The organism is Cupriavidus sp. GW822-FHT02D05 (assembly GCF_058802485.1).
The window spans coordinates 189,088-214,356 of the sequence record NZ_JBXAOE010000001.1; the positions used below are offsets into that span (position 1 = coordinate 189,088).

At 68.2% G+C, this 25,269-nt stretch carries 27 protein-coding genes; 20 read left to right on the top strand and 7 right to left on the bottom strand.

Going from position 1 to position 25,269, the window contains the following annotated elements:
• The first annotated feature begins 36 nt into the window (after window positions 1–36).
• From phnE to AC1RQK_RS00860, 3 genes are all read left to right on the top strand, one after another.
• Complete coding sequence (gene phnE / locus AC1RQK_RS00850) at window positions 37–828, top strand: phosphonate ABC transporter, permease protein PhnE (protein ID WP_416053247.1); 792 nt, start codon at window positions 37–39, stop codon at window positions 826–828.
• A 69-nt stretch (window positions 829–897) separates the two neighbouring features.
• Entirely contained in the window at window positions 898–1,434 is a 537-nt protein-coding gene (locus tag AC1RQK_RS00855; protein WP_492372032.1) for a phosphonate degradation HD-domain oxygenase, read from the top strand.
• A gap of 43 nt (window positions 1,435–1,477) precedes the next feature.
• Window positions 1,478–1,975 (top strand): GNAT family N-acetyltransferase, encoded by a 498-nt coding sequence (locus AC1RQK_RS00860; RefSeq protein ID WP_492807165.1) that lies wholly within the window; start codon window positions 1,478–1,480, stop codon window positions 1,973–1,975.
• An 8-nt stretch (window positions 1,976–1,983) separates the two neighbouring features.
• On the opposite strand, the gene AC1RQK_RS00865 is transcribed toward AC1RQK_RS00860, so the two are convergent.
• Window positions 1,984–2,931, bottom strand: coding sequence for a LysR family transcriptional regulator (locus tag AC1RQK_RS00865; protein ID WP_492807166.1), 948 nt, complete (start codon window positions 2,929–2,931; stop codon window positions 1,984–1,986).
• A gap of 148 nt (window positions 2,932–3,079) precedes the next feature.
• On the opposite strand from AC1RQK_RS00865, the gene AC1RQK_RS00870 reads away from it, so the two are divergent.
• The 7 genes from AC1RQK_RS00870 to AC1RQK_RS00900 all read left to right on the top strand — a co-directional run bounded on the left by AC1RQK_RS00870 (window position 3,080) and on the right by AC1RQK_RS00900 (window position 11,482).
• The gene (locus AC1RQK_RS00870) at window positions 3,080–4,057 is read left to right on the top strand and encodes a tripartite tricarboxylate transporter substrate binding protein (protein ID WP_492372029.1); all 978 of its coding nucleotides are present in this window, start codon (window positions 3,080–3,082) and stop codon (window positions 4,055–4,057) included.
• Between the two features lie 107 nt (window positions 4,058–4,164).
• Window positions 4,165–6,270: an acetate--CoA ligase family protein gene (locus AC1RQK_RS00875; RefSeq protein ID WP_492372028.1), complete on the top strand. Its 2,106-nt coding sequence runs from the start codon at window positions 4,165–4,167 to the stop codon at window positions 6,268–6,270.
• Between the two features lie 138 nt (window positions 6,271–6,408).
• A complete protein-coding gene (locus tag AC1RQK_RS00880) occupies window positions 6,409–7,302 on the top strand; it encodes a MaoC/PaaZ C-terminal domain-containing protein (protein WP_492807169.1) in 894 nt (297 codons plus the stop codon).
• Window positions 7,303–7,349: 47 nt separating this feature from the next.
• The gene (locus tag AC1RQK_RS00885) at window positions 7,350–8,099 is read left to right on the top strand and encodes an SDR family NAD(P)-dependent oxidoreductase (protein WP_492807171.1); all 750 of its coding nucleotides are present in this window, start codon (window positions 7,350–7,352) and stop codon (window positions 8,097–8,099) included.
• Window positions 8,092–8,916 carry an enoyl-CoA hydratase/isomerase family protein gene (locus AC1RQK_RS00890; protein WP_492372025.1) on the top strand — a complete coding sequence of 275 codons (825 nt, stop codon included), beginning with the start codon at window positions 8,092–8,094 and terminating at the stop codon, window positions 8,914–8,916. The genes AC1RQK_RS00885 and AC1RQK_RS00890 overlap by 8 nt, the downstream gene beginning before the upstream one ends.
• Window positions 8,913–10,109: an acetyl-CoA C-acetyltransferase gene (locus AC1RQK_RS00895; protein WP_492807174.1), complete on the top strand. Its 1,197-nt coding sequence runs from the start codon at window positions 8,913–8,915 to the stop codon at window positions 10,107–10,109. The genes AC1RQK_RS00890 and AC1RQK_RS00895 overlap by 4 nt, the downstream gene beginning before the upstream one ends.
• Window positions 10,110–10,201: 92 nt before the next feature.
• Window positions 10,202–11,482 (top strand): CoA transferase, encoded by a 1,281-nt coding sequence (locus AC1RQK_RS00900; protein ID WP_492807175.1) that lies wholly within the window; start codon window positions 10,202–10,204, stop codon window positions 11,480–11,482.
• On the opposite strand, the gene phnN is transcribed toward AC1RQK_RS00900, so the two are convergent.
• The 4 genes from phnN to phnF form a co-directional block, all read right to left on the bottom strand.
• Window positions 11,436–12,065 (bottom strand): phosphonate metabolism protein/1,5-bisphosphokinase (PRPP-forming) PhnN, encoded by a 630-nt coding sequence (gene phnN / locus AC1RQK_RS00905; protein WP_492372078.1) that lies wholly within the window; start codon window positions 12,063–12,065, stop codon window positions 11,436–11,438. The two genes, AC1RQK_RS00900 and phnN, sit on opposite strands and share 47 nt — an antisense overlap.
• Window positions 12,066–12,076: 11 nt before the next feature.
• Window positions 12,077–12,838 carry a DUF1045 domain-containing protein gene (locus AC1RQK_RS00910; RefSeq protein WP_492372022.1) on the bottom strand — a complete coding sequence of 254 codons (762 nt, stop codon included), beginning with the start codon at window positions 12,836–12,838 and terminating at the stop codon, window positions 12,077–12,079.
• 26 nt (window positions 12,839–12,864) lie between these two features.
• A complete protein-coding gene (locus tag AC1RQK_RS00915; RefSeq protein ID WP_492372021.1) occupies window positions 12,865–14,061 on the bottom strand; it encodes an alpha-D-ribose 1-methylphosphonate 5-triphosphate diphosphatase in 1,197 nt (398 codons plus the stop codon).
• A gap of 93 nt (window positions 14,062–14,154) precedes the next feature.
• Complete coding sequence (phnF, locus tag AC1RQK_RS00920) at window positions 14,155–14,889, bottom strand: phosphonate metabolism transcriptional regulator PhnF (RefSeq protein WP_492372077.1); 735 nt, start codon at window positions 14,887–14,889, stop codon at window positions 14,155–14,157.
• Window positions 14,890–15,085: 196 nt separating this feature from the next.
• On the opposite strand from phnF, the gene phnG reads away from it, so the two are divergent.
• The 8 genes from phnG to AC1RQK_RS00960 all read left to right on the top strand — a co-directional run bounded on the left by phnG (window position 15,086) and on the right by AC1RQK_RS00960 (window position 21,756).
• Window positions 15,086–15,595 carry a phosphonate C-P lyase system protein PhnG gene (phnG, locus tag AC1RQK_RS00925; protein ID WP_492372020.1) on the top strand — a complete coding sequence of 170 codons (510 nt, stop codon included), beginning with the start codon at window positions 15,086–15,088 and terminating at the stop codon, window positions 15,593–15,595.
• A 79-nt stretch (window positions 15,596–15,674) separates the two neighbouring features.
• Entirely contained in the window at window positions 15,675–16,253 is a 579-nt protein-coding gene (gene phnH / locus AC1RQK_RS00930; protein WP_492372076.1) for a phosphonate C-P lyase system protein PhnH, read from the top strand.
• A 1-nt stretch (window position 16,254) separates the two neighbouring features.
• Window positions 16,255–17,409: a carbon-phosphorus lyase complex subunit gene (locus AC1RQK_RS00935; protein ID WP_492372019.1), complete on the top strand. Its 1,155-nt coding sequence runs from the start codon at window positions 16,255–16,257 to the stop codon at window positions 17,407–17,409.
• Window positions 17,406–18,317 carry an alpha-D-ribose 1-methylphosphonate 5-phosphate C-P-lyase PhnJ gene (locus AC1RQK_RS00940; protein WP_492372018.1) on the top strand — a complete coding sequence of 304 codons (912 nt, stop codon included), beginning with the start codon at window positions 17,406–17,408 and terminating at the stop codon, window positions 18,315–18,317. The genes AC1RQK_RS00935 and AC1RQK_RS00940 overlap by 4 nt, the downstream gene beginning before the upstream one ends.
• Window positions 18,314–19,102 carry a phosphonate C-P lyase system protein PhnK gene (phnK, locus tag AC1RQK_RS00945; RefSeq protein ID WP_150989340.1) on the top strand — a complete coding sequence of 263 codons (789 nt, stop codon included), beginning with the start codon at window positions 18,314–18,316 and terminating at the stop codon, window positions 19,100–19,102. Before AC1RQK_RS00940 ends, phnK begins: the two co-directional genes overlap by 4 nt.
• Before the next feature lie 2 nt (window positions 19,103–19,104).
• Window positions 19,105–19,878, top strand: coding sequence for a phosphonate C-P lyase system protein PhnL (gene phnL / locus AC1RQK_RS00950; RefSeq protein WP_492372017.1), 774 nt, complete (start codon window positions 19,105–19,107; stop codon window positions 19,876–19,878).
• 52 nt (window positions 19,879–19,930) lie between these two features.
• Window positions 19,931–21,172, top strand: a complete 1,242-nt coding sequence (locus AC1RQK_RS00955; protein ID WP_492372016.1) for an alpha-D-ribose 1-methylphosphonate 5-triphosphate diphosphatase — start codon at window positions 19,931–19,933, stop codon at window positions 21,170–21,172.
• Between the two features lie 2 nt (window positions 21,173–21,174).
• Window positions 21,175–21,756 carry an MOSC domain-containing protein gene (locus tag AC1RQK_RS00960; protein WP_492807178.1) on the top strand — a complete coding sequence of 194 codons (582 nt, stop codon included), beginning with the start codon at window positions 21,175–21,177 and terminating at the stop codon, window positions 21,754–21,756.
• Window positions 21,757–21,798: 42 nt separating this feature from the next.
• Here the strand turns inward: AC1RQK_RS00960 and AC1RQK_RS00965 are convergent, their stop codons facing one another.
• Entirely contained in the window at window positions 21,799–22,071 is a 273-nt protein-coding gene (locus AC1RQK_RS00965; RefSeq protein ID WP_174423701.1) for a hypothetical protein, read from the bottom strand.
• Window positions 22,072–22,448: 377 nt separating this feature from the next.
• Between AC1RQK_RS00965 and AC1RQK_RS00970 the strand changes: the two genes are divergently transcribed.
• Window positions 22,449–23,588 (top strand): AGE family epimerase/isomerase, encoded by a 1,140-nt coding sequence (locus AC1RQK_RS00970; RefSeq protein WP_492807181.1) that lies wholly within the window; start codon window positions 22,449–22,451, stop codon window positions 23,586–23,588.
• Window positions 23,589–23,612: 24 nt separating this feature from the next.
• On the opposite strand, the gene AC1RQK_RS00975 is transcribed toward AC1RQK_RS00970, so the two are convergent.
• Complete coding sequence (locus tag AC1RQK_RS00975) at window positions 23,613–24,332, bottom strand: Crp/Fnr family transcriptional regulator (protein ID WP_492372013.1); 720 nt, start codon at window positions 24,330–24,332, stop codon at window positions 23,613–23,615.
• A gap of 339 nt (window positions 24,333–24,671) precedes the next feature.
• On the opposite strand from AC1RQK_RS00975, the gene AC1RQK_RS00980 reads away from it, so the two are divergent.
• Window positions 24,672–25,262 (top strand): copper resistance protein CopQ, encoded by a 591-nt coding sequence (locus tag AC1RQK_RS00980; protein ID WP_492807183.1) that lies wholly within the window; start codon window positions 24,672–24,674, stop codon window positions 25,260–25,262.
• Window positions 25,263–25,269: the final 7 nt, after the last annotated feature.

The following is a 25,269-nucleotide window of genomic DNA, read 5'->3' on the forward strand; positions in this document are numbered from 1 at the left end:
GCCCGAGTATTCATGCATCCTTGCGCCAACCCCACCATGATCCCAGCCACTCCGCCTCGTGCCGTCCGTCCGCCGCGTGCCAGCCTGCCTGTCATGTTCGTCTGGGCGGTGGTGCTCGCCTTGCTGGTCATGTCGTGGCAGGGCGCCGACATGCGTCCGCTCGACCTGTGGAGGGACTCCGGCAACATGGCGAAATTCGCCGCCGACTTCTTCCCGCCCAGTTTCCGTGACTGGCGCATCTACCTGGACGAGATGCTGGTGACCGTGCAGATCGCGATCTGGGGCACCTTCCTGTCCATCGTGTTTGCCGTGCCGCTGGGGCTGGCGTGTTCCGCCAATATCGTGCCGGCCTGGGTCTACCAGCCGATGCGCCGCGTGATGGATGCCTGCCGCGCCATCAATGAGATGGTGTTCGCCATGCTGTTTATCGTGGCGGTGGGGCTGGGCCCCTTCGCCGGCGTGCTCGCGCTGTGGGTGCACACCACCGGCGTGCTCGCCAAACTGTTCTCGGAAGCCGTGGAGGCCATCGACCCGCGCCCCGTGGAAGGCGTGCGCGCCACCGGCGCCAGCGCGCTCGAAGAGGTGGTCTACGGCGTGATCCCGCAGGTGCTGCCGCTGTGGATCTCTTATGCGCTGTACCGCTTCGAATCCAATGTGCGCTCGGCCACGGTGCTTGGCATCGTCGGCGCTGGCGGCATCGGCACCGTGCTGTGGGAGATCATCCGCAGCTTCCAGTATGCCGAGACCTGCGCGGTGATCATCATCATTGTTGGCTTTGTCACGGTCATCGATTTGCTGTCCGCCCGGATCCGCAAGGCGCTGGTTTGACAGCGGCCTCAAGCCGCCACAAGCCGCTTCAAGCCGCCTCACGACACCAGCCCGCACACACAAATCATCATGACCATCCTCAGGCGCATCGAAATCCTCTTCTCCGGCCACGGCACCGCCTTCTACGGCGGCGAGGCCATCACCCAGACCGAACATGCGCTGCAGTGCGCGCAGCTGGCCGAGCAGGCCGGCGACCCTGAGCCGCTGATCGTTGCCAGCCTGCTGCACGACCTCGGCCACCTCGTGATGTCCGAGGACAGCACCATCGATCTGCGCCACCAAGAAGTCGGCGCCGACCTGCTCGCGGTCGGGTTTGGGCCAGAGGTGACCGAGCCGGTGCGCATGCATGTGGCCGCCAAGCGCTACCTGTGCGCTACCGAGCCGGGCTACCAGGCCACCCTGTCGCCTGCCTCGCAACACAGCCTGGCACTGCAGGGCGGCCCCTTTGGCGCCACCCAGGCGGAGGCGTTCGTCGCCCATCCCCACGGGCCGGCAGCCGTGCGCCTGCGCCGCTACGACGACCTGGCCAAGGTCGTCGGCCTTGCCACGCCGCCGCTGGAGCACTACCTGCCGATGGTGGCGCGCTGCCTGCGCCGCGCGCCCTGACCGGCATCGCACCTAAGTAATCTCACTCGAAGCCGATATCCGCATGGACCTGCCAGATGCACGCCGCGCCAGCGGCGGCCCGACCCTGCACGAAGTGACCGGCACCGATGCCGAACTGCTGCAGGTGGCCGCCTTGCTCTCCGAAATGGACAACGAGACGCCGCTGCCTTTGCAGCGCATGCGCGCGCTGTTCGCCCAGCTCAAGGCGATGCCGCACTATCGCTGCTACCTGATGCGCAGCGCCGCCGGCGAAGCGCTCGGCACGTTCTGCCTGCTGGTGTTCCCGGTGCTGGCGCACGACGGCCGCAGCGAGGCCATCGTGGAAAGCGTGGTGGTGACCCACGCCGCGCGCGGCACCGGCGTAGGCACGGCCATGATGCACGCCGCCATGCGGCTGGCCGAAGAGGCGGGCGCCTCCAAGCTGGCGCTATCGTCCAGCGCGCGCCGGCTGCAGGCGCATCAGTTCTACCGGCGGCTTGGGTTTACGGAGCACGGGACCAGTTTTAGCGTCGGGTTGCCGGTGGCGGCGGTGCACCTCTGACAGTAGCGCTATCCCATCCGCTTGCCCGCACTCCGCCTGGCCGTTTCCCCCTCGGCCCTAGGCGCCTTCTCCGCCGGCGCCTCGATACTTTCGCGAAAACGCTGCGTGACAGCGGATTCGGCCAGCGCGTGATACGCCAGGGAAATGCCGATCGACGCATCCGGCGGCAGGTCGGAGATCGGGCGGAACACTACGCGGCCCGATGAGTGCGATGCGTTGACCGATGGCACCAGGGCGACCCCGAGCCCGCTATCCACCAGCCCTACCACGGTCTGCACCTGTACGGCTTCCTGCGCGATGTAGGGGCTGATGCCAGCGCGTGCGAACAGGTGCGACACCGCGGCTTGCAGGCCGCCCACGCGTGAGGGCGTGTAGCCGATCAGGGGACAGTCGGCGAGGTCGTGCAAGGCGACCTGCTTCTGCTTGGCCAGTGCGTGGCCGCGCGGGAGCGCGGCACAGAATACGTCGGTCTGGATCAGCTGGAAGCGGACGTTCTCCGGGCGGGCGGTGGGCACGCGCACGAAGCCCACGTCGAGCTCGCCGTTTTCCACCAGCGATAGCAGTTCGAGGTTGGTGCCTTCGCGCAACTCCAGCTTGACCTGCGGGTGGCGCTTGGTGAACGCCTGTATCAGCCGCGGCAGCAAACCGAACGTGACCGAGCCGATAAACCCGATGCGTAGCCGTCCGGCTTCGCCGGTGGCGGTCGCACGCGCGGCCGCGCTGACTTCTTCCGCATTCTGCAGGCATTTCCTGGCGGCTTGCAGGGCGGCTTCGCCGGGGGCGGTCAGCCGTACCCCGCGGGCAGTGCGCTCGAACAAGGGCGTGCCGAGTTCTTCCTCCAGTTTGCGGATGGCGACGGAAAGCGGCGGCTGTGCCATGAACAGCCGCTCTGCCGCCCGGCTGAAGCTGCTGGTCTCGGCGACGGCTACGAATTGCTTGAGTTGACGCAGGTCCATCCATATACCTCGTGTATAGCTAGCTGCATGTAAAGTATTGGATTAAGTATATGGCATTGCTTACGATTGTTTCTGAAACAGGCACAAAGAAGCCGAGGGCGCCGAACACACGTTTCGGCCGCGCCTGACCTCAGACCGGAGACAATCGATGATCAGCACGAAACGCTGGCTTGCCGCTGCCGTTGCGGCCACCGCCGCTCTCACCTTGCCCGCGCTTAGCCTGGCGCAGGCTTTTCCTGCCAAGCCCGTCAAGATCGTCGTGCCTTACCCGCCGGGCGGCACCAATGACATCGTTGTGCGCCTGCTGGCGCAGAAGCTGGGTGACAGCATGGGCCAGCCGTTCGTGGTCGAAAACAAGCCCGGCGCCTCCGGCAACCTGGGCGCGGAGCAGGTGGCCCGCGCGGCGCCCGACGGCTACACGCTGCTGCTGGTGACGACGGGGCATTCGATTCACCCTTCGCTCTACAAGAACCTGCGCTACAACATCAAGACCGATCTCACCCCGGTGAGCGAGCTGACGCGCGGCCCGATGCTGGTGATGGTGACCCCGTCGCTGCCTTACAAGACGGTGCGGGACGTGATCGCCGCGGCCAAGGCCAAGCCGGGATCGATCAACTTCGGCTCGGCGGGCAACGGCTCGTCCACGCACCTGGCTACCGAGTTGCTGAGTTCGATGGCTGGTGTGAAGATGACCCACATCCCGTACAGCGGCAGCGCGCCTGCCATGGCGGACGTGATGGCGGGCAATGCGCAACTGGTGATGGACCTGATGTTCTCTGCGCTGCCGCAGGTCAATGGCGGCAAGCTGCGTGCGATCGCCATCACCGGCGCCAAGCGCTCGCCGCTGCTGCCTAACGTGCCAACGGTGGCGGAGTCCGGCGTGCCTGGCTTCGAGACCCTGGCGTGGAACGGGCTGATGGCGCCGGCAAGCACGCCCAAGCCGATCATTGACAAGCTCAACGCCGAGATCCACAAGGCGCTGGACGCGCCGGAGATGAAGGAGCGCCTGCGCGCCCAGGGCTTCGAGCCGTCGCCGGGCACGCCAGAGCAATTCGGCGCGTTGATCCGCTCGGAGATCGACCGTTGGGCAAAGGTCGTCAAGACTTCCGGCGCCAAAGTCGAGTAAGCCGGATTTGCGAAGGCAGGGGCGGGTGCCGCCCCGACCCGATCCGCTCCTCTTCTTTTTCCTATTCCCCTTCCGCCGCCACTGTTTTTCTTGCAAGCGATCTCGCCATGCCAGACCGTCATCCCCTTGTCCGTCTCCTTCGTCCGCGTTCCGTCGCCGTCATCGGCGCCTCGGACGATCCGCTGCGCATCGGCGGCCGGCCTATCGACTACATGCGCAGCCAGGGGTACCAGGGCCGCCTGATGCCGGTCAATCCCAATCGCGCCACCATCCAGGGCCTGGAAGCCTACGCCAGCGTGGCTGACCTGCCGCAGACGCCGGACGTGGCCATCGTGGCGGTGGCCGCCAAGCTGGCGCCCGACGTGGTGGCGGAACTAGCGGCACGCGGCACGGCGGCGGCCATTGTGTTTTCCGCAGGGTTTGCCGAGGCCGGGGACGAGGGCGCGCAGATCCAGCAACGCATGGTGGCTTCGGCGCGCAAAACCGGCATGCGCCTGCTTGGCCCGAACTCGCTGGGCGTGGTCAATCCCGGCACCGGCTTTTACGGCAGCTTCACCTCGGTGGTGGAAATGGGCTTTCCGGCGGCGGGGCGGGTCGGCATTGCCAGCCAGTCCGGCGCGTATGGCAGCCACATCCTGGGCATTGCGCGCGATGCAGGCATTGGCGTGTCGGCCTGCGTGATGAGCGGCAACGAGAGCGACATCAGCCTGGGCGACATCGTCCACGCCATGGTGGACGACGACAACACCGATGTGATCGCGGTCTACTCCGAGGGCATACGCGACGGGCAGCGCCTGATGCAGGCGCTGGAGGCCGCGCGCAAGGCGCGCAAGCCGGTGGTCATGATGAAGGTCGGCACCAGCGCGGTGGGCAGCGCGGCGGCGCAGTCGCACACGGCCTCGCTGGCCGGCAACGACGCGGTGACCGATGCCGTGCTGGCCGAGTTCGGCGTGGTGCGGGCGCGCTCCACCGAGCATATGCTCGACGTGGCACGGCTGGCCACGCGCCGCATCTATCCGGCCAACAATTCGTTGGGCGTGATTACCGTCAGCGGCGGCGCCGGCGTCATTATTTCCGATGCGGCGGAAGTGGTTGGCTTGCCGATGCCGGAGATGCCCCCGGCGGCCCAGGAGCGCCTGAAAGCGTTGCTGCCCTTTGCCGCGCCGCGCAACCCCGTGGACTGCACGGCGCAGTTCCTGAACGACATGACCATCGCGGGCCGCTTCACGCAAGCGGTGGTGGCCGAGGGCGGCTACCAGTCGGTGCTGGGTTTCTTTACCTACACAGGCGGCGCCGACTCCATCGCGCCGCGCCTGCGCGAGCAGCTAAAGGGCGTGCGCGACAAGCATCCGGACCGGCTGTACCTGCTGTCGGTGCTGGCCTCGCCCGAGCGTGTGCGCGAGTACGAGGCCGACGGCTTCACCGTGTTCGAGGATCCCACCCGCGCGGTGGTGGCCATCGAAGCCATGGGCCGTTTTGGGCAAGCGTTTGAGCGCGCTCCCAGCTTGCCGCCGCCCTCGGTGCCCGCGGTGGAGCTGCCTGACAGCATGCCTAGCGAGGCGCAGGCCAAGCGCGTGCTGGCGCAGGCTGGCATCGCCGTGGCCCCGGAACGCGCTTGCGCCACGGCCAGCGAGGCGGTGGCGGCGGCCGAGGCGTTGGGCTATCCCGTGGTGCTCAAGATCCTGTCGCCGGGCATCCAGCACAAGTCCGAGATCGGCGGCGTGCTGCTGAACGTCACCGATGCCGAAGGCGTGCGTGCTGGCTTCGGTCTGTTGATTGCACGCGGCAAGGAGGCCGTGCCGGGCGCGCGCCTCGAAGGCGTGCTGGTCGCCAAACAGCTCAGCGGCGGCGTGGAATGCATTCTCGGCATCCAGCGCGATCCCGTCTTTGGCCCGGTGGCCATGTTCGGGCTGGGCGGCATCTTTGTGGAAGTGATGAAGGACGTGGTGCTGCACCGTTGCCCGTTCGGCGAGGACGTGGCCGAGCAGATGATCCGCTCCATCAAGGGCGCGCCGCTGCTGCTGGGTGCGCGCGGCAAGCCGCCAGTGGATATCAAGGCGCTGGCGGGCATGCTGGCGCGGCTGTCTGTGTTTGCGCACCAGGCCGGCCCGCGCCTGCAATCGGTGGACCTGAATCCGGTGTTTGCGATGCCGCAAGGACGGGGCGCCTTTGCCGTCGACGCCGTGATCGAGGTGACGGAGCTACCCGGATGATTCGCGACGCCGAAACCCTCAACGCCCTGGGCGACAGCATCCGGCGCTTTGTGCGCGAGGAATTGGTACCCGCCGAGCGCCTGTACGCCGCGCGCCTGACGCCGTCACCATCCAGCAGACAACTGCAGACAACACGCCATGCCACTCGACCCCAAGCATCTCCTCAGCCGCCAGTTCGCGCCCGTCGAGCAGGCTTACAGCGCGCGCGACTGCATGTGCTATGCGCTGGGCATCGGCCTGGGCGCCGATCCGCTCGACGCTGGCCAGCTGCGCTACGTCTATGAGCACGCGCGCGGCGGCCTGCAGGCGCTGCCCACGCTGGTCAACGTGCTGGGTTACAGCGGCTTCTGGGCCGACCAGCCGGACACCGGCATCACCTGGCGCAAGCTGGTGCACGCCGAGCAGGCGTTCGTGCTGCACCGGCCGTTGCCGGCGCAGGGGCGGGTAGTTGGCCGGAACAAGGTCACCGCGCTGTACGACAAAGGCCCGGATAAAGGCGCGTTGATGATGCAGGAGCGCCAGGTGCATGACGCGGCCACCGGCGAGTTGCTGGCCACCGTCACCCAGACCACCATGCTGCGCGCCGATGGCGGCTTTGCCGCCGGCGGCGCCAGGGCGGGCACGCCGCCGCCGCCGCATGCGATGCCCGAGCGCGAACCGGACGCCGTGTGCGATCTGGGGACGCTGCCGCAGGCTGCGCTGCTGTACCGGCTCAACGGGGACTTCAATCCCTTGCACGCCGACCCGGCGGTGGCGCAGGCGGCCGGGTTCTCGCGGCCCATCCTGCATGGCCTGTGCACCATGGGCATCGCCATGCACGCCGTGCTGAAAACCGTGCTGGCCTACGACGCCGCCACGGTGCGCGGCATGCGGGTGCGCTTTACCGCCCCGGTATTGCCCGGCGAAACGCTGCGCACGGCGATCTGGGTCGATGGCCCGGTGGTGTCGCTGCGCACCACGGCGCTGGAACGCGGCGTGGTGGTGCTCAACGCCGGGCGCGTGGACCTGAGCCAGCCGCCGGCTCCAATCTGACGCTGCTTGCGCAGCCATCCCGACACACGTATTCCGAGGAGAACCGAATGGACCTGCAGATCAAGGACAAAGTCGCCATCGTCACGGGCTCGGCCCGCGGGCTGGGCGCGGCTACGGCACGCCACCTGGCGCAAGAGGGCGTCAAGGTGGTGATCACGGACATCCTGCGCGAGCAGGCCGAAGCCACGGCCGCCGCGCTGCGCGCCGATGGCTTGCAGGCGCATTGCATCGTCGCCGACATCACCAAGGGCGCCGACGTGCAGCGGCTGGTGGATGAAACCGTCGCGCATTTTGGCGGGGTGCACATCCTGGTCAATAACGCCGGCTTTCCGCGCGACAAGTACCTCGTCAAGATGACCGAGGAGGACTGGGACCTGGTGATGGAGGTCATGCTCAAGGGCGCTTTCCTGGCTACCAAGGCCGTGATGCCGCGTTTGATCGAACAAGGCTGGGGGCGGGTCATCAATATCAGCTCGCGCGCGCACTTCGGCAATCCCACGCAAGCCAATTACGCGGCGGCCAAGGCCGGGCTGATCGGTATGGCCAAGGCGCTGGCGCTGGAGGAAGGGCGCTACGGCGTGACGGTCAATTGCGTGGCGCCTGGCTTCATGGAAACCGAGATGGTGCAGGCCTTGCCCACCTACGAGACCATCAAGGAGCGGGCCGTCGCCGCGCAGCCGATCAAGCGGGTTGGCCGGCCGGGCGACATCGCCGATGCGGTGGCCTTCCTGGCTTCGGAGCGCGCCAGCTTCATTACCGGCGAGGTGCTGCACGTCACCGGTGGGCGCTATGGCTGAGATCTCGGCAGGGCCGGTGCGTTGCTCCGCCAAAGACGGCATTGCTACGCTGACGCTGGACAACCCGCCGCTGAACGTGGTTTTCCGTGGCTTGACCGAGGCGCTTGACCGTGCGCTGGATGCGCTGGAACGCGATCCCGCCGTGCGCGCCGTGGTGCTGACCGGCGCCGGCACCCGTGCCTTCTGCGCGGGATCCGATATCGCCGAGTTCCGGCCGCTGATGCGGCCCGGGCAGATCGTGCCGGGCAAGCTCGCCCTGCAGCATGCGGTGTTCGGGCGGCTGGACGATTTCCCGAAGCCGACGGTGGCGGCGGTCAATGGCCTGGCGTTCGGCGGCGGCCTGGAGATCGCGGTCTGCTGCGACCTGATCGTGGCGGACGAGACGGCGCGCTTCGCGCTGCCCGAGATCAAGCTGGGCGTGTTCCCCGGCAGCGGCGGCCCGGTGCGCGTCACGCGGCGCGTGGGCGAAGGGCGCGCCAAGGAGCTGATGTTCCTGGGCGAGCCTATCGATGCAGCCACCGCGCTGGCCTGGGGCCTGGTCAACCGCGTGGCCCCGCCGGGCCAGGCGCTGCAAGCGGCATTGGCGCTGGCGGCCACGCTTGCACAGCGCCCGCCGCTGGCGCTGGCGCTGTGCAAGCAGGCCATCGACCTGAGCTTTGACACCACCGAAGACGAGGCGATGCGCCAGGCGCTGCCGCTGTCGGACCGCGTCTTCAGTTCCAAGGAAGCGCAGGAAGGCGTGCGTGCCTTCTTCGCCAGGGAAACCCCGCGGTTCGGCACTGACGAACTGCATCAAGAACAAAGGATGCCATCATGAAACGAGCCGCAATCGTCTCCCCGCTGCGCACGCCCATCGGCGCGTTCGGCGGCAGTCTGCGCAGTATCTCTGTCGAAGAACTCGGCGCTACCGTGGCGCGCGCCGTGGTCGAGCGCACGGGCCTGGATCCGGCCCGTATCGAGGATGTGGTGTTCGCGCATTCCTACGCCAACGGCGAAGTGCCTTGCACCGGCCGCTGGGTAGCGCTGCAGGCCGGCTTTCCGATCAGCGTTGCCGGCATGCAGCTGGACCGCCGCTGCGGCAGCGGCCTGCAGGCGATCGCCACGGCTGCGATGATGGTGCAGACCGGCGTCGCCGATGTCGTGATGGCCGGCGGCGTCGAGAGCATGAGCAACGTGGAGTACTACACCACCGACATGCGCTGGGGCAAGCGCGCCGGCACCGTGAAGTTCCACGACCGTCTGGAGCGCGGGCGCGAACGCTCGCAGCCCGAAGCCCGCTTCGGCCGCATCTCCGGCATGATCGAGACAGCCGAGAACCTGGCACGCGACTACGGCATCTCGCGCGAGCAGGCCGATGCCTTTGCGCTGCGCAGCCATCAGCGCGCCGCTGCCGCTTGGTCCAGCGGCAAGTTCGCGCAGGAAGTGGTGCCGGTCAGCGTGCCGCAGCGCAAGGGCGAGGCGCTGATCGTGAGCGAGGACGAGGGCATCCGTGGGGATCTCACCATCGAGCAGCTCGCACGGCTCAAGCCCCTGATGAAGGACGGCATCGTCACTGCCGGCAACGCTTGCCAGCAGAACGATGCCGCCGCCGCCTGCCTGATCGTGGCCGAAGACAAGCTGGAAGCGCTTGGCCTGGCGCCCATCGGCTACCTGCATAGCTGGGCCGTGGCTGGTTGCGAGCCGTCGCACATGGGCATTGGCCCCGTGCCAGCCGTCAAGAAGCTGTTCGGCAAGAACGGGCTGGGCTTTGACGACATGGGTCTGGTGGAACTGAACGAAGCCTTTGCCTGCCAGGCGCTGGCCTGCGCCAAGGGCTGGGGCTGGAATGATCCGGATCGCTTCAATGTGAACGGGTCCGGCATCTCGCTGGGGCATCCGGTGGGCGCCACCGGCGTGCGCATCATGACCTCGCTGATGCACGAGCTGGGCCGGCGCGGTGCGCGCTACGGCCTGGAAACCATGTGCATCGGCGGCGGGCAGGGCATTGCCGCCGTATTCGAGCGCGCCTGACGCCGCCACTACGCCACTACGCCACTACGCCACTACGCCACTACGCCACTACGCCACTACGCCACTACGCCACTACGGACCGGACCGCTCCCATGACCTATCCATTCCTCAACCGGCTGCGCGTGATCGAAAGCTCGGCCTTTATCGCGGCGCCACTGGCCGGCCTCACGCTGGCCCAGTTCGGCGCTGACGTGATCCGCGTGGACATGATCGGCGGCGGCATTGACTACATGCGCATGCCGCGCATGCCGCAGGCCGGCGGCAAGGGACGCAGCCTGTACTGGACCGCGCTGAACAAGGGCAAGCGAAGCATCGCGGTCGACCTGCACAAGCCCGAAGGGCGTGAACTGGTGCAGGCGCTGGCGACGGCGCCCGGGCCGGATGCGGGCGTACTGCTGACCAATATCGGCACAGCGTGGCTCGCGCACGAGGCGCTGGCCGCGCGGCGCGCGGACATGATCAGCTGCACCATCCAGGGCAACGGCGACGGCAGCACGGCGGTGGACTACACCGTCAATTGCGCCACCGGGTATCCGGCTGTCACCGGCGGCGGGTCGCGCGAGCGGCCGGTCAACCATGTGCTGCCGGCCTGGGACATTGCCTGCGCCTACCAGGCCGCCTTTGCCGTGGTCGCCGCGGTGGAGCAACGCCGGCGCACGGGCGCAGGCGCGCAGCTGAAGCTGGCGTTGTCCGACATGGCCTTCACCATGCTGTCGCATCTTGGCCTGCTGGCCGAGGCCGAATTGCTGCAGCAGGAGCGGCCGTCGATCGGCAATCACCTGTATGGCGCCTTCGGTCGCGACTTTGGCACGCTGGACGGCGGCCGCCTGATGGTGGCGGCGATCTCGGCGGGCCAATGGAAGGCGCTGGTGGAGGCTTGCGGCATCGCCGGGCAGGTGACTGCGCTGGAGCAGCGCACGGGCCTGAACCTTGGTGACGAGGCCGATCGCTTTGCCTGCCGCGAGGCCATTGCCGAACTGGTTGCACCCTGGTTTGCCACCCGCACGCAGGCAGAGGCGGAGCGCCTGCTGGAAGCGCGCAAGGTCTGCTGGGGCCGCTACAGCACGGTCGGCGAGTTGCTGGCCGGCGATCCGCGTGTCAGCCTTGCCAATCCGGTGTTCGAGCGCATTGCGACCCCAGGGATCGGCGAACATCTTGCGGCCGGCGCGACGGTGCGGGTTGCGTCGATGGAGCGCGAGGCAACCATGCCTGCTGCGTTGCTGGGCACGCATACCGACCAGGTGCTGCATGAAGTCCTGGGGCTGGATGGCGCCGCCGTAGGCCGGCTGCATGATGCCGGGGTGGTGGCGGGCCCGGAGCGGGACCCTACGGCTGTTGCTGATTCTGGTGCTGGCGCGTGCGCTCGTGCGTGAGCCGCATCAACGCGCTTGCCGCGTCCTCCAGTGCGCCGCTGTTGTCGATCACCGTCAGCCGGCACCCTGCCGGTACGGCGAACGGCTCGCCGGCGCGCTGCAGGCGCCGCACGATGGCTTGCTCGTCCTCGCGGCCGCGCAGCCGCAGGCGCTCTCCCAGCACGTGCAGGCGCACGCTGACCTGCACGGCGTGCAGGGCCGGATAGCGCGCGTGGGCGGCGGCCAGGTGCTCGCGTGACCCGTTCACGACCACGCACAAGCCCTGCGCCAGCCAGTCGTCAAGCTCAGTCCCAATGCCGTAGCACAAGCCGTGGCTGCGCCAGTGCAGCGCAAAGCCGCCTTGCGCCACGCGGTGCTCGAACGCCGCGGGGGTGATCGCCACGCTGTCTTCATCGGCGCTGCTGGCGCGGGTGATGTAGCGTTGCGCCACGCGTACGCCGGCATCATCCTGCAACTTGTCGCGCATCACGCGCAGCAGCGAGTCCTTGCCGCTGCCGGAGGGCCCCATCAGGTAAACCAGGCCGCTGCCGCGCGGGGCTTCGGCGCAGGGCGCGGCGATGTTGGCGCGCACCGCGGTGCGCATGGCCTTGGCGCTCATGCCGTGGCTTCCAGCAGGACCGCTCCGGCGGCATCGGTGGTGCTGCCGTCAAAGCCATAGTGGCGGGCGGCCAGGAAGGGCGCGTCCGGCGCGCTCTGCACGAACAGGCTGACGTCGCGTACCGTCATCGGCTGCAGCAGCAGCGGGCCGCTCGCGGCCTGCAGCATGGCGATGGCGCTGTCCTGCTCGGCTTGGTCGAGCAGCCCCGTGAGCGTGATGTGGAAAATAAAGGTCTCGAACGCGTACGGGTAGCCCCACGCATCCAGCATGCGCCGGGCTGGCTCGCTCAGTTGCCCTGGCTTGCGGCGTGCCAGCTCGGCGGGGGTGGGCGGCGCGCGGAAGCTGTCGAACTCGCGCACCGCTGCGTCTGCCAGCGCGTGCATGCGCGCATTGGCGCTGGCGTCGCCGCCGAGGCACCAGGCCAGGAAGCCCCGCAGGTTGTGCAGCGCTAGCGGTACCGCGAAGGGCTGGCGGTCCAGCGCGAAGACGCGCATGGCGGCGTCCAGCCCGGCAGGCGTCTGGCCATCCGCCAGCCGGAACGGGGCCTTGAGTGTGGCATGCAGGCCATAGTGGGCCGGTGCTTCCGTCCAGCGGGCGATGCGGGCAATGCGGCGGGCATCGTCGGGTACGGTACGCGCAATTGCCTCGCCTGTTTCGGCGCTGCGGCCCAGCCATTGCTCGCCCACCAGCCGAAAGGGCGCGGCGGGGTTGAGGTAGATGGCGTAGCGGTAAGCCTGTGGCAATGGATTGTTCGACATCGGGCTCGGCATCCTGGTCATGCGGGTCAGGCCGCGCGCCGCTCGCCGCTGGCCTGCACCAGCGGGAAGGCACGCGTGGCGTGGTGCAGCACACCGCCGACAATGGCGGCGCAGACCTGGGGCAGGGCGGGATCGCGGTCGTCGACGATGATGGCGTCGGCACGCAGGCCGGGGCTGAGCGCGCCGCGGTCGTTCATGCCGGCGGCGCGCGCCGGGTTGCGCGAGACCAGGTCCCAGGCGGCCGGCAACGGCAGCACGCCGAGCTGTGCTACGCGGAACGCGGCTTGCAGGGGCGCCGGGTAGTAGTAGTCGGAGGCCAGCACGTTGCACAGCCCGGCGGCGATCATCTCGGTGGCATCCGGGGCGCCGGTGTGGCTGCCGCCGCGGATCACGTTGGGCGCGCCGAATACAGCGTGGTTGCGCAGCGCGTGGGCGGCGCGGGCCACATCCACGGTGAGCGGGAATTCCGCCACGGTGCAGCCTTGCTGGTGATAGCGCTGGCGGGTGGCGGCGTCGCCGTCGTCGTGCGAGGCGACCTGCAGGCCGGCGGCACGGGCGGCGGCAATCAGCCGGGCCACGCCTTCGGGCACCTCGCTTGCCTGCGCGGCTGCTTGCTCCAGGCGCTGGCGGAAGATGACCGGATCGCACTCCGCGCGGTCCGCGTACTGCGCCAGCTTACGCGCGTCGTGCAGGCGGGTGGCCATCAGCGGCAGGTGGTCGTTGATGGCCAGGAAGCGCACCTTGCCGCTATCGATCCAGGCCAGCGCGGTTTCCAGCCCGGCCAGGTGATGTGCCTCGAAGCGCAGGTGCACATGGTGCTGCGCGCCAAGGGTGCCGCGCATGCGCTCCAGGCCGTCGAACATGCGCTGGGCGTAAGCCTCGCCGCGCAGGCCGCCTTCCCACGATAGCGTCACGCCGTGCAGCTCGGTGGTGATGCCATGCGCGAGCAACTGGCGGTCCACGTCGAACAGCGCGCTGGTGTACGGAAAGCTCACGCCGGGGCGCGGCATCACGGCACGCTCGAAGGCGTCGCCGTGAATGTCCACGATGCCGGGCAGCACCAGCAGGTCGCCCGCATCGAGGGCAGGCCCTGCCGTGCTGGCCGGCCCCGCCAGGCAACCGTCGCGGAACGCGAAGGCGGCCGGCGCAATGCCGTTGGCGGTGAGAACGCGGCGGCCGCTCAGGCCGGCAAGGGTGGGGTGAGGTGCGTGATTGGTATCCATGCTGGCGACCTTAGCGCGGGCAAATGACAAACAGATGTCTAGACCAATTTGATCGGTAGGGCGTGTATCCCAAACGGCGGACGATTGCGCATTTTAGTCCTGGTCGGTTACGGTCAGCTGGACCCAGTCGCCGGCAAAGCGCACCACGCTGTATTGCAGCGGCGCGCCCTCCAGGTCGACGTTGAGCGCCTCCACCTGCAGGATCGGCCGCGTCTTGGGCTGGTTGAGCTGGCGGGCCACCGGCGCCGTCGGCATGGCGGCGGTGATGCGCGACCACTTGCGCGTGTAATCGGTAATGCCGTAATGGGCGAACGCCTTGGAGATCGACAGGCGCGCACGCAGCTCGGCGTCCATGTCCGGAAACCGCGTGGCATCGAAATAATGCTCGGCCACGTCGATGGTGCGGGCTTCGGCTTTGCCCAGCATCTGCACGCGCAGGATGGGCGCGCTGCGCGCCAGGCCCAGGTGCTTGGCGATCTCGGGCGCGCGCAGTGTTTGCGATTCCAGCACCTCGATGTGCCCGCGCATGCCCTGGCTGGCCAGGTTCTGCGAAAAACGCGTGCGCCGCCCGATGGCGTAGTCGATGGCGTGTTCCTGCACGAAGGTGCCGCGGCCTTGCTCGATGCGCACCAGCCCGTTTTGCTCCAGCTCGCCCATGGCGCGGCGGATGGTATGGCGGTTGACGGCGAAACGCGTGGCCAGCTCCGGCTCGGGCGGCAGGCGCTCGCCCGGGACATAGAGCTTGTTGCGGATGTCGAGCGCCAGGGCCTCGCCGATCTGGCGCCATACCGCAACTCCCGAACCCCGCTCGACTTCCTGTTCCACCATCGTGCCCTGCCTTTTCGTCATCCTGCGTTAATCATTTGCATGCTTCAATAGGATGCGATTGTGCCTCAACCTGGCCATGCCGTGCACGGGGCCGAAGCGCACGGCAGGGCGTCATGAAAGCTTCATCTGGCTGTGTTGTAGTTCGGCCATGGATGGTATTCTACATCTAAACGTATAGACGTATAGGGGATGTGAAATGGATCGAACCGATACCGAAGCGGGCACGCAGGCAGGGGCGGCGGCCCAGCAGCGAGCGGCTCAAGCGGCTCAAGCGGCCCGAGCCGCCTGGCTGCGCGTGCTGGCTCTGGCCGCTCCGGATGCCCTGGCGCAGGCCGTGGGCCGCCTCGGCGCGCTGCCGGCCTACCGCCTGCTGCGCAAGCCGGAGAGCGGTATGGCCATGGTGCGGGGGCGCGCCGGCGGCACGGGGGCGCAGTTCAACCTCGGGGAGGTCAGCGTGACGCGTTGCGCGGTGACGCTGGAGCCGGGCGTGGTCGGGGTGGGTTACGTGCAAGGCCGCACCCACGCCCAGGCGGAGCAGATCGCCGTGCTGGATGCGCTGCTGCAGTTGCCCGGTTGGCATGCGCGCGTGCAGGCCGAAGTGGTCGCGCCGCTGGCCCGGGCGCGCACGGCGCAAGGCGAACACAAGGCCGCCGTGGCGGCGCAGACAAAGGTGGAGTTTTTTACCATGGTGCGTGGAGAGGACTGAGATGCCAGGCCAAACGATTGCCGCCCAGACGGCCGGATACGACAACGTGCCCCCGGGGCGGCACGGCGCGCTTGCGCCGATGCTGCTGCCCGGCTTCGACGATGCGGTGCAATCGGCGCAGCGGACCTTCCGCGCCGCGCTGCATGCCATGTCGCACCCGGGCAGCATCGGCGAACTGGCCGAGCCGTGCGGCGTGCCGCAGGGCTTGTCCCCGGCCTTGAGCGCGCTGCTGCTCGCGCTGGTCGACAGCGATACGCCGCTGTGGCTGCCGCCCGAGACGCCCGAGGGCGTGCGCGCCTTCCTGCGCTTCCATTGCGGCTGCCCGCTGGTGGCGCAAGTGGCGCAGGCGGCCTTCGTGGCGGTGCCGGCCGGCCATGCCGTGCCCGATCTGGTGGCTTGCGCCCAGGGCGATCCGGCGTACCCGGACCGCTCCGCCACGTTGCTGATCGAGGTCGCCTCGCTGAACGGCGGCCCCAAGGTCACGCTGCGCGGCCCGGGCATCGAGACCCACGCCACGCTGGCCGTGCAAGGCTTGCCGGCCGATTTCTGGACCCAGTGGCAGGCCAACCATGCGCGTTTCCCGCTCGGCGTGGACGTGCTGCTGACCAGTGGCAGCGCCCTGTGCGCGCTGCCGCGCACCACCCAAGCGGAGGCTTGACATGTACGTTGCCGTCAAAGGGGGCGAGCGCGCCATCCTCAATTCGTACCGCATGCTGGACGACTACCGCCGCGGCGACCGCCGCGTGCCGGAGCTGACACTGGCGCAGGTGCGCGAGCAAATGCCGCTGGCCGTGTCGCGCGTGATGGCCGAAGGCTCGCTGTACGACCCGCACCTGGCCGCGCTGGCGATCAAGCAGGCCGCGGGCGACCTGATCGAAGCCGTGTTCCTGCTGCGCGCCTATCGCACCACGCTGCCGCGCTTTGGCTATTCGGTGGCGCTCGATACCGGCGCCATGCGCTTGCAGCGCCGGATCTCGTCCACCTTCAAGGACGTGCCGGGCGGGCAGGTGCTGGGGCCGACCTACGATTACACCCAGCGCCTGCTCGACTTCACACTGGAAGCCGAGCGCGACAATGCGCCGCTGCCGGCTGCGGCAACCACGCTGGATGCGCGCATGCCACGCGTGACGGACCTGTTGCGCCAGGAGTCGCTGATCGAGCCGGAGACCGTGCCCGAGCACGATCCCGCGCCGCCCGACCTCACGCGCGAGCCACTGGCGCTGCCCGCGGCGCGTCCGGCGCGCTTGCAGAACCTGGCCCGCGCCGATGAAGGCTTCCTGCTGTCGATGGGCTACTCCACCCAGCGGGGCTACGGCAACTCGCACCCGTTCGCGGCAGAGATCCGCTACGGCGAGGTGGAAGTGGAACTGTTCGTGGAGGAACTGGGTTTTGCCGTGACCATCGGCGAGATCGAGGTCACCGAATGCCAGATGGTGAGCCAGTTCGCTGGCAACGCGCAGGAAGGGCCGAGCTTTACGCGCGGGTACGGCCTGGTGTTCGGCTATGGCGAGCGCAAGGCCATGTCGATGGCGCTGGCCGACCGCGCCATGCGCGCCGCCGAACTGGGCGAGGCCGCCGACGCGCCCGCCAACGACGTGGAGTTCATGCTCTACCACAGCGACAACGTGGAGGCCTCCGGCTTCGTGCAGCACTTGAAGTTGCCGCACTACGTGGATTTCCAGACCAATCTCGAACTGCTGCGCCGCCTGCGCGCCGAGCGCGGTCAGGGCGTGCCGTCCCCGGCGCCCACGCCGCCCGGGCAAGACGATGCCGTCATCTCCCAAGTGCTGGCGCAGGAGGCCATCGCATCATGACCGACACCAATGCCAACACCGTCGTGCGCGACGAACACTACAACTTCGGCTACCTGGACGAATCCACCAAGCGCATGCTGCGCCGCGCGCTGCTCAAGGCGGTGGCCATCCCCGGCTACCAGGTGCCCTTCGGCAGCCGCGAGATGCCGCTGCCCTACGGTTGGGGCACCGGTGGCATCCAGGTCACCGCCTCCATCATCGGCAGCGACGATGTGCTCAAGGTGATCGATCAGGGCTCTGACGACACCACCAACGCCATCAATATCCGCCGCTTCTTTGGCCGCGTGACCGGCGTGCAGACCACCGAGCGCACCGCACAAGCCACCATCGTGCAGACCCGCCACCGGATTCCGGAAACGCCGCTGGCCAAGGGCCAGATCATGGTGTTCCAGGTGCCCATCCCTGAGCCGCTGCGCTGGCTGGAACCGAGCGAGACCGAGACCCGCACCATGCACGCGCTGGCCGAGTACGGCGCGATGCATGTCAAGCTGTACGAGGACATTGCCCGCCATGGGCGCATTGCCACCACCTACGACTACCCGGTGATGGTCAACCAGCGCTACATGATGCGGCCGTCGCCGATCCCCAAGTTCGACAACCCCAAGCTGGACTACAGCCCGGCGCTGATGCTGTTCGGCGCGGGGCGTGAGAAACGAGTCTATGCGGTGCCGCCCTTTACCAGCGTGAAGAGCCTGGACTTCGACGACCATCCGTTCGCGGTGGAGACGTGGGATGGCTGCTGCGAGCTATGCGGCTCCACCGACAGCTATCTCGATGAAATCATCACCGACGACGCGGGCGGGCGCATGTTCGTCTGCTCCGATACCGAGTACTGCGCCACGCGCCAGGAGCAGGGTGAGACCGGGCCGAACGGTACGGCCGCCCACGCACGCAAGGAGGCCGCATGAGCCGCACCGATCCGCACCAGCCGCTGTTGTCCGTGCGCGGCCTGACCCGCACTTGGGACGGCGTGCATGGCTGCCACGATGTCAGCTTCGATCTGTTCCCCGGCGAAGTGCTGTGCGTGGTGGGCGAGTCCGGCTCGGGCAAGAGCACCTTGCTGCAGGCGGTGTCATGGCAGGCCGCGCCGGAATCCGGCAGCGTTTGCTACGACACCCGCGAGCAAGGGCTGGTTGACCTCGCCACGCTGTCCGACGCCCGGCTGCGTCTGCTGGCGCGTACCGACTGGGGGTTCGTGCGCCAGAACGCGCGCGATGGCCTGCGCATGCGGGTGAGCGCCGGCGCCAATATCGCCGAGCGCCTGATGGCGGTGGGCGGGCGCCATTATGGCGAGCTGCGCGAAGTGGCTGGCACGTGGATGGAAAAGATGGAGCTCGACCTGGGCCGCCTGGACGATGCGCCGACCAGCTTCTCCGGCGGCATGCAGCAGCGCCTGCAGATTGCCCGCAACCTGGTGACGCATCCGCGCCTGGTGTTCATGGACGAGCCTACCGCCTCGCTCGATGTCTCCGTGCAGGCCCGCCTGCTCGACCTGCTGCGCCGGCTGGTGGCGGACCTTGGGCTGGCTGCCATCATCGTCACCCACGACCTCGCCGTGGCGCGCCTGCTGGCGCACCGCACGCTGGTGATGCAGGGCGGGCGCGTGGTGGAAAGCGGCCTGACCGACCAGATCCTCGACGATCCGCACCACCCGTACACCCAGTTGCTGGTGTCTTCCATTCTGCAGGGCTGATCATGACGCAAGACGCCTACCACCATCAAAGCACGGCCGCCGACGCCCAGCGCATCCAGGTGCGCGGCCTCGGCAAGACCTTCATCCTGCACAACCAGGGCGGCACGCGCCTGCCCGTGCTGCAGGCCATCGATTTCGACGCTGCCGCCGGCGAATGCCTGGTGCTGGCCGGCAGTTCCGGCGCGGGCAAGAGCACGCTGCTGCGCTGTCTGTACGGCAACTACCTGGCCACCGAAGGCAGCATCCGCATCCGTGACAACGACGCGTGGGTGGAGCTGACCCGCGCGCCGGAGCAACGCATCCTGCAATTGCGGCGCGAGGTGATTGGCTATGTCAGCCAGTTCCTTCATGTGATCCCACGCGTGAGCACGCTCGATGTGGTGGCCGAGCCGCTGCAGCAGCGTGGCGCCAGTGCCGACGAAGCGCGCGAGCGTGCCGCGGTGCTGCTGGCGCGGCTGCAGGTGCCGGGCCGGCTGTGGAGCCTGCCGCCCGCGACGTTCTCGGGCGGTGAGCAGCAGCGCGTGAACATTGCGCGCGGGCTGATCGGCGGCCATCCGGTGCTGTTGCTCGACGAGCCGACCGCCTCGCTCGACGCGGATAACCGCGCGGTGGTGGTGGCGCTGATCCGCGAGGCGCTGGCCGAGGGCCGGTGCCTGGTCGGCATCTTCCACGATGAAGCCGTGCGCGAGACGGTGGCCACCAGGCTGCTGCCATTGCACCCGCCGGCTGTCATGGAGGCTGCGCCGGTCGGCAAGCTTGCGGCTGTCGCGGGCTGAGCCATTCATTTTTCCCGTATTCACTCGTTCCCAATCGCTCCCGGAACCGACCATGCTTCCTGCTTACCTGACTCATGCACGAATCGTCCTGCCCGACGGCGTGCTAGCCGACAGCGCCTTGCTGATCGATAACGGCCACATCGCGGCCATCGAGCCCGATGCCGCCGCCGTGCCGCGTGCCGCCCAGGTGATCGACCTGCGTGGCCAGACGCTGCTGCCCGGCCTGGTCGACCTGCATTGCGACGCCATCGAGAAAGAAGCCGAGCCGCGCTCGCGGGTGATGTTCCCGCTGGATTTTGCCGTGGCGCAGATCGATCGCCGCAACGCCGCAGCGGGCATCACCACGCCTTACCACGCGGTCTCGTTCGCGGGTAACTCGTTCGGCGTGCGCAACTTCGACACGGCCGGCGAGCTCGTGCGCGCCGTCGCCGCCTTTCGCGGCCACAGCCTGGTGGATAACCGCATCCATTGCCGCTATGAGGTCACCGACGCCAGCGCGTTGCCGGTGCTGGAGCAACTGGTGGAATCCGGCCTGGTGGACCTGGTCTCCGTGATGGACCATTCGCCCGGGCAGGGCCAGTTCAAGACACTGGAGGCCTACCTGGCCTACATGATGGGCAACCACGCCATGAGCCGCGAAGAGGCCCATGCCGCCGCCGCCAAGAAACTGGTGGAGAAGGACGGCGCACTGGACCGGGTTGAACGCCTGCTGTCACTGGCCGCGCGCACAGGGGTGCCGGCCGCGAGCCATGACGACGACTCGGCACAGCGTATTGCCACCATGCATGCGCTGGGCGTGCGCATGAGCGAGTTCCCGATCAATCTGGAGACGGCGCAGGCCGCCAAGGCAAAGGGGCTGCCGACCATCCTTGGCGCGCCCAACGTGCTGCGCGGCCAAAGCCAGAGTGGCTCCATGCGTGCCATCGACGCCATCAACGCCGGGGTGGCGGACTGCCTGTGCTCGGACTACCAGCCATCCACGCTGATTGCCGCCGCCTTTGCCGCGGAACGCCTCGCTGGCCTGAGCCTGCCGCAGGCTGCCGCGCTGGTCAGCGCCAACCCGGCCGCGGCTTGCGGCTTGTCCGATCGCGGGCGCATCGGGGCCGGGCTGCGTGCCGACCTGGTGGCGGTCGCCATGGTGGCCGGCCAGCCGCTGGTCACGCATACGTGGTCATCGGGCCGGCTGGTGTTTGCCGCGCGCTATCCGGCGGGCGCCCTGGCGGCTGACAGCTCGGGGGTGGTCCAGATGCCGGCGCCCGACGCACCAGGCGAACCAAGCCGCGCGGCAGCATGACCATGGCGGCCGATATTGGCAACGGGTGGGCCGAATCGCCGCAGGCGGGCAGTGTGGCCGCGGTAAGCCTGAGTGCCACGCACACCTTCAGCAAGACGGTGACGCCAGTCATCCGCCTGCTGGCCGGGCTGGGCGTGGAGGGTGACGCGCATCTGGGGGAAACCGTCAAGCACCGTTCCCGCGTGGCGGTGGACCCCAGCCAGCCGAACCTGCGGCAGGTTCACCTGCTATCGGTGGAGCTGCAGGCGATGCTGCAAGCCGCAGGCCATGCGGTGGCGCCCGGCGCGCTGGGCGAGAACATCACCACGCAGGGCGTCGACCTGCTGGCGCTGCCAACGGGCGCGCGGCTGCACCTGGGCGAGACCGCGCTGGTCGAGATCACCGGGCTGCGCAATCCCTGCGCGCAGATCGAGCGCTTCCAGCCGGGCCTGCTGGCGCGGGTGCTGGGTCGGGACGATGAAGGCAAGCTGGTGCGCAAGGCCGGCATCATGGGCATTGTCCTGGCCGGCGGACTGGTGCGCGCGCACGACGCGATTCGCGTGACGCTGCCGCCCGAGCCTCACCGCAAGCTGGATCGGGTTTGAGCAGGACGCGAGGATGAGGGTACGGGTGAGGGTGGAGCAGCCCTAGCGGTGCGACGCGCGGACCGTTCCGTGGTGGGAGCCGTGCCAGTCGCCCGGTATGTCGGGGAAGATCTCGCACTCGCCGCGCACGATCAACTCCACCGTCGCGCAGACGCCCTTGACGCCACGCGGGCCTACGCAGACCAGGCTGTGCGGGTGTTCCGAATGATTGGGAATGGCGTACACGCGCATCCCTTCCTGATACAGGGGATGGGCGGGCAGCCTGGCGTTGAGTAGTTCGACAAAACGCAAGGGGCTTACAACCGGCTTTTCCATCTTGCTCTCCCATGGAGCATGGGCGCGACCTCCGGAGGGCTCCGGACGGGCCGAAAGTGCTTGGAGAACGGACTGGACGGGAGGCGGGGGGGAGCCCTCCGTCCATGTCACCTGCACAAACCAGGAATGTGGCCAGGACGCCGCGGCAGGCGCGGAATACGGCGCAAAAGCCGCTTACCGCGGCGATCGATTCAAGGGGCCACGCCGTAAGGTTAGGCGATTTACTGGCGGGATCAAGCTTGCCGTCGGCGTAAAAGAGCTAGTAGGACGAAGGCGGCACTCAGCGGCCGCCATCGCCGCTCGGGAAGGCCAGCTGGCGGGCTGAGGTATATTCCACGGGTGGCAGATACGCGCCTCTTACCGATTTCCTTTTCCGCATGAACGTTACGCCACCCCTTGCCACCACTGGTGCTGATCCCGAGGCCGCTTCCTTCGCCGCATTGCGCGCGCACTACGATGGCGTCGTCCTGCCGCTCTGGACCGGGCCGGGCTGGAACGCCACGATGCAGCTGCCCTATGAGGCGCTGTCCGGCGCCGACCAGCAGCCTCTGCCGGTGGCGCGTTACCGCGCCATGGCCTGCGCGCGCCAGCTCTATGTGTTTTCGCAGTGCGATGGCACCGATGAGGCCGCCCATGCCGCGCGCCTGTTCGCATCGCTCGGGGGCTGCTTTGCCGATGGCGGGCAGGGTGGCTTTATCTACAGCATCGATGCGCAGGGACAGCCTCTGGATACCACCAAGGACCTGTACACCCACGCCTTCGTCGTCTTTGCCTGCGCGGCGTATTTCAAGCGGTCGGGCAGCACGCAGGCGCGTGCGTTGCTGGATGGCACCACACGGCTGATCGAGGCGCGTTTCGCCACCGCGGATGGCCTGTACCATGCGGCGCTAGCGCAGGACTTTCGCCCACTGGGCGGGGCGCCCCAGCAAAACCCGATCATGCACCTGACCGAGGCCTACCTGGCGGCGTTCGAGGTCACCGGGGAGCGCTCTTATGCGGACCGGCTGGCGGGCATTGCCGCCGCCGTGCTGGCCACCTTTGTCGATCCGGCGACGGGTTGCATTGCCGAGTTGCCGATGTGCACCGATCGCGCTGGCAACCGGGTCGAGCCCGGCCATCAGTTCGAGTGGTTCTCGCTGCTTGCCAGCGCGCCCGCGTTGTTCGACGGCTCCGGGCTTGCGCAAGCGCTGGCAAGCGCCTTCGGCTTTGCCATGCAGCACGGCGTTGACACCAGCACCATGGGCGTAGCCGCGGCGCTGCATCTGGATGGCTCGCCCAGAGACCCGATCCAGCGCATCTGGGCGCAGACCGAATTCGCGCGGGCGCTGGCGGTGCGCGGCGACAGCGTGGCGCTGGCGCACCTGCAGGCCTGGCTGAAAGCCTACCCGGCGCGATTCCTGCACGCAGGCGGCTGGCATGAGTGCCTCTCGCCTGCCGGCAAGGTGGAGCGGGCGGAGATGCCTTCGACCACGCCATATCACCTTGCCACCGCCTACCAGGCTCTGCCGCAGGATTGACGGCCTGGCGGATCCACCACCGCATCAGCCGGCCGCGCGGCGGAGCAAACGGTCGAACTCGTTGCGCACGATGCGGTAAGACTCGCCGGAAAAGCCCTCCAGCCCAGCCCGGTCGATCACGGTGATATGGCCGCGGCTGTGGCGGATCATCTGGAGCTCCGCCAGCTTGCCCACCGCTTCGGTCACGCCTTCGCGGCGCACGCCAAGCATGTCGGCAATGGTCTGCTGGGTCACGTCGAGCTCATTGCAAGGCGAGCGGTCCAGCGCCAGCAGCAGCCAGCGGCACAACTGCGTGGTCAGCGAGTGGTGGCGGATGCAGACGGCCGTCTGCGACACCTGCGTGAGCAACGCCTGCATATAGAGCAGGGCCATGCGCTGCAGCGTGGGCAGCTCGGGGTAGATCGTGCGCAGGTCGCTCGCGGCGACGCGAAACCCGGTGCCGCTCCTGCGTACCTCGATCCGGTTGGGCATGGTCTCGGCGCCGGTCAGCGCGGGCAGTCCCACCAGCCCCTCGCGGCCCACGGAGGCCAGTTCCACGGTGGCGCCGCTTTCCTGCAGCGACATCATCGAGATCACCGCCGTGCTCGGGAAATAGAGATGCCGGATGCGCTGACCGGAATCGCTCAACAGTTGCCCTGTGCGCAGGCTGACGCTATCCAGGCGCGGCAGCAGCAAGCGGCGCTCGTGCGGCGGCAGGGCGCCTAGCAAGTGATTGCCGGCCAGATCCAGTTCGGTATCGATCATCCCGTTGTCTCCCGAAGTCGAAAGGTCGCGGCTGCTGCGCCAGCCGTTTGGTTTTTTCTCTGTTCGGTATGCCACGCAGCCGGGCTTGACCCGTTAACGTATTAAGCGTCATGCGTGCGCTTGCCGACACTGGCCGGAGGTTGGAGATCGCCACGGTATTGGGGGGATATGCTTTTGGCTGGATTCAGCCCCGGGTTCATACTTTTGACGGGGGGGTTAGGTGGCCGGGGCGCCGCACGGGGATGCGGCGGATGGATCGGCGCAAACAATCTAAAAAAACCTGTAAGTTCCTGTGGGTGGCGGCGACGAATGGGCACATTCACCCAGTTGGAGATTGCCATGTACCCGAACCTCACCAAGTCGTTCACCAAGTCACTGTTTGCCGCCGCCATCACCGGCGCGGTGCTTGCCCTGGGCAGCGCCCAAGCCGCCAGCCCGGCTGCCCACGGCGCCACCAGCGTGCGCGACATCTACAGCGACGGGGCGCGCACTGCGCCCGTGAACGCCTTCACCGATGGCGCCCGCGCCCGCATGGTGGATCCCTTTACCGATGGCGCGCGCATCGCCGGCCTGGACCGCACTGGTCCCTCCGCCGATCCGGCGCGCAGCATCGACCCGTTCGTCGACGGCGCACGCAAGCTCGATACGTTCACCGATGGCGCGCGCATCGCCGGCCTGGATCGCGCTGGCGTATCCGCCGATCCGGCGCGCAGCATCGACCCGTTCGTCGACGGCGCCCGCAAGCTCGATACGTTCACCGATGGGGCCCGCATCGCTGGCCTGGATCGCACTGGCGTTTCCGCCGATCCGGCGCGCAATATCGACCCGTTCGTCGATGGCGCGCAGAAAGTGGCCGGCATGGATACCCGCGGCGTTTCGGCGTCGCCGGCCCGCAGCTTCAACGTGTACCAGGATGGCGCGGATGCGTGAGCCGCGC

What these genes read in the sequence shown, in the direction of transcription:
- AC1RQK_RS00875 (WP_492372028.1), top strand. Translation starts at nt 4,165, where the DNA reads ATGCCAGACCGTCATCCCCTTGTCCGTCTCCTTCGTCCGCGTTCCGTC.
- AC1RQK_RS00935 (WP_492372019.1), top strand. Translation starts at nt 16,255, where the DNA reads ATGTACGTTGCCGTCAAAGGGGGCGAGCGCGCCATCCTCAATTCGTAC.
- phnK (WP_150989340.1), top strand. Translation starts at nt 18,314, where the DNA reads ATGAGCCGCACCGATCCGCACCAGCCGCTGTTGTCCGTGCGCGGCCTG.
- AC1RQK_RS00900 (WP_492807175.1), top strand. Translation starts at nt 10,202, where the DNA reads ATGACCTATCCATTCCTCAACCGGCTGCGCGTGATCGAAAGCTCGGCC.
- AC1RQK_RS00880 (WP_492807169.1), top strand. Translation starts at nt 6,409, where the DNA reads ATGCCACTCGACCCCAAGCATCTCCTCAGCCGCCAGTTCGCGCCCGTC.
- phnN (WP_492372078.1), bottom strand. Translation starts at nt 12,065, where the DNA reads ATGCGCACCGCGGTGCGCGCCAACATCGCCGCGCCCTGCGCCGAAGCC.
- AC1RQK_RS00910 (WP_492372022.1), bottom strand. Translation starts at nt 12,838, where the DNA reads ATGTCGAACAATCCATTGCCACAGGCTTACCGCTACGCCATCTACCTC.
- AC1RQK_RS00980 (WP_492807183.1), top strand. Translation starts at nt 24,672, where the DNA reads ATGTACCCGAACCTCACCAAGTCGTTCACCAAGTCACTGTTTGCCGCC.
- AC1RQK_RS00960 (WP_492807178.1), top strand. Translation starts at nt 21,175, where the DNA reads ATGGCGGCCGATATTGGCAACGGGTGGGCCGAATCGCCGCAGGCGGGC.
- phnL (WP_492372017.1), top strand. Translation starts at nt 19,105, where the DNA reads ATGACGCAAGACGCCTACCACCATCAAAGCACGGCCGCCGACGCCCAG.
- AC1RQK_RS00865 (WP_492807166.1), bottom strand. Translation starts at nt 2,931, where the DNA reads ATGGACCTGCGTCAACTCAAGCAATTCGTAGCCGTCGCCGAGACCAGC.
- AC1RQK_RS00855 (WP_492372032.1), top strand. Translation starts at nt 898, where the DNA reads ATGACCATCCTCAGGCGCATCGAAATCCTCTTCTCCGGCCACGGCACC.
- phnE (WP_416053247.1), top strand. Translation starts at nt 37, where the DNA reads ATGATCCCAGCCACTCCGCCTCGTGCCGTCCGTCCGCCGCGTGCCAGC.
- AC1RQK_RS00975 (WP_492372013.1), bottom strand. Translation starts at nt 24,332, where the DNA reads ATGATCGATACCGAACTGGATCTGGCCGGCAATCACTTGCTAGGCGCC.
- AC1RQK_RS00890 (WP_492372025.1), top strand. Translation starts at nt 8,092, where the DNA reads ATGGCTGAGATCTCGGCAGGGCCGGTGCGTTGCTCCGCCAAAGACGGC.
- AC1RQK_RS00885 (WP_492807171.1), top strand. Translation starts at nt 7,350, where the DNA reads ATGGACCTGCAGATCAAGGACAAAGTCGCCATCGTCACGGGCTCGGCC.
- phnF (WP_492372077.1), bottom strand. Translation starts at nt 14,889, where the DNA reads ATGGTGGAACAGGAAGTCGAGCGGGGTTCGGGAGTTGCGGTATGGCGC.
- AC1RQK_RS00955 (WP_492372016.1), top strand. Translation starts at nt 19,931, where the DNA reads ATGCTTCCTGCTTACCTGACTCATGCACGAATCGTCCTGCCCGACGGC.
- AC1RQK_RS00970 (WP_492807181.1), top strand. Translation starts at nt 22,449, where the DNA reads ATGAACGTTACGCCACCCCTTGCCACCACTGGTGCTGATCCCGAGGCC.
- phnG (WP_492372020.1), top strand. Translation starts at nt 15,086, where the DNA reads ATGGATCGAACCGATACCGAAGCGGGCACGCAGGCAGGGGCGGCGGCC.
- AC1RQK_RS00860 (WP_492807165.1), top strand. Translation starts at nt 1,478, where the DNA reads ATGGACCTGCCAGATGCACGCCGCGCCAGCGGCGGCCCGACCCTGCAC.
- phnH (WP_492372076.1), top strand. Translation starts at nt 15,675, where the DNA reads ATGCTGCTGCCCGGCTTCGACGATGCGGTGCAATCGGCGCAGCGGACC.
- AC1RQK_RS00895 (WP_492807174.1), top strand. Translation starts at nt 8,913, where the DNA reads ATGAAACGAGCCGCAATCGTCTCCCCGCTGCGCACGCCCATCGGCGCG.
- AC1RQK_RS00940 (WP_492372018.1), top strand. Translation starts at nt 17,406, where the DNA reads ATGACCGACACCAATGCCAACACCGTCGTGCGCGACGAACACTACAAC.
- AC1RQK_RS00965 (WP_174423701.1), bottom strand. Translation starts at nt 22,071, where the DNA reads ATGGAAAAGCCGGTTGTAAGCCCCTTGCGTTTTGTCGAACTACTCAAC.
- AC1RQK_RS00915 (WP_492372021.1), bottom strand. Translation starts at nt 14,061, where the DNA reads ATGGATACCAATCACGCACCTCACCCCACCCTTGCCGGCCTGAGCGGC.
- AC1RQK_RS00870 (WP_492372029.1), top strand. Translation starts at nt 3,080, where the DNA reads ATGATCAGCACGAAACGCTGGCTTGCCGCTGCCGTTGCGGCCACCGCC.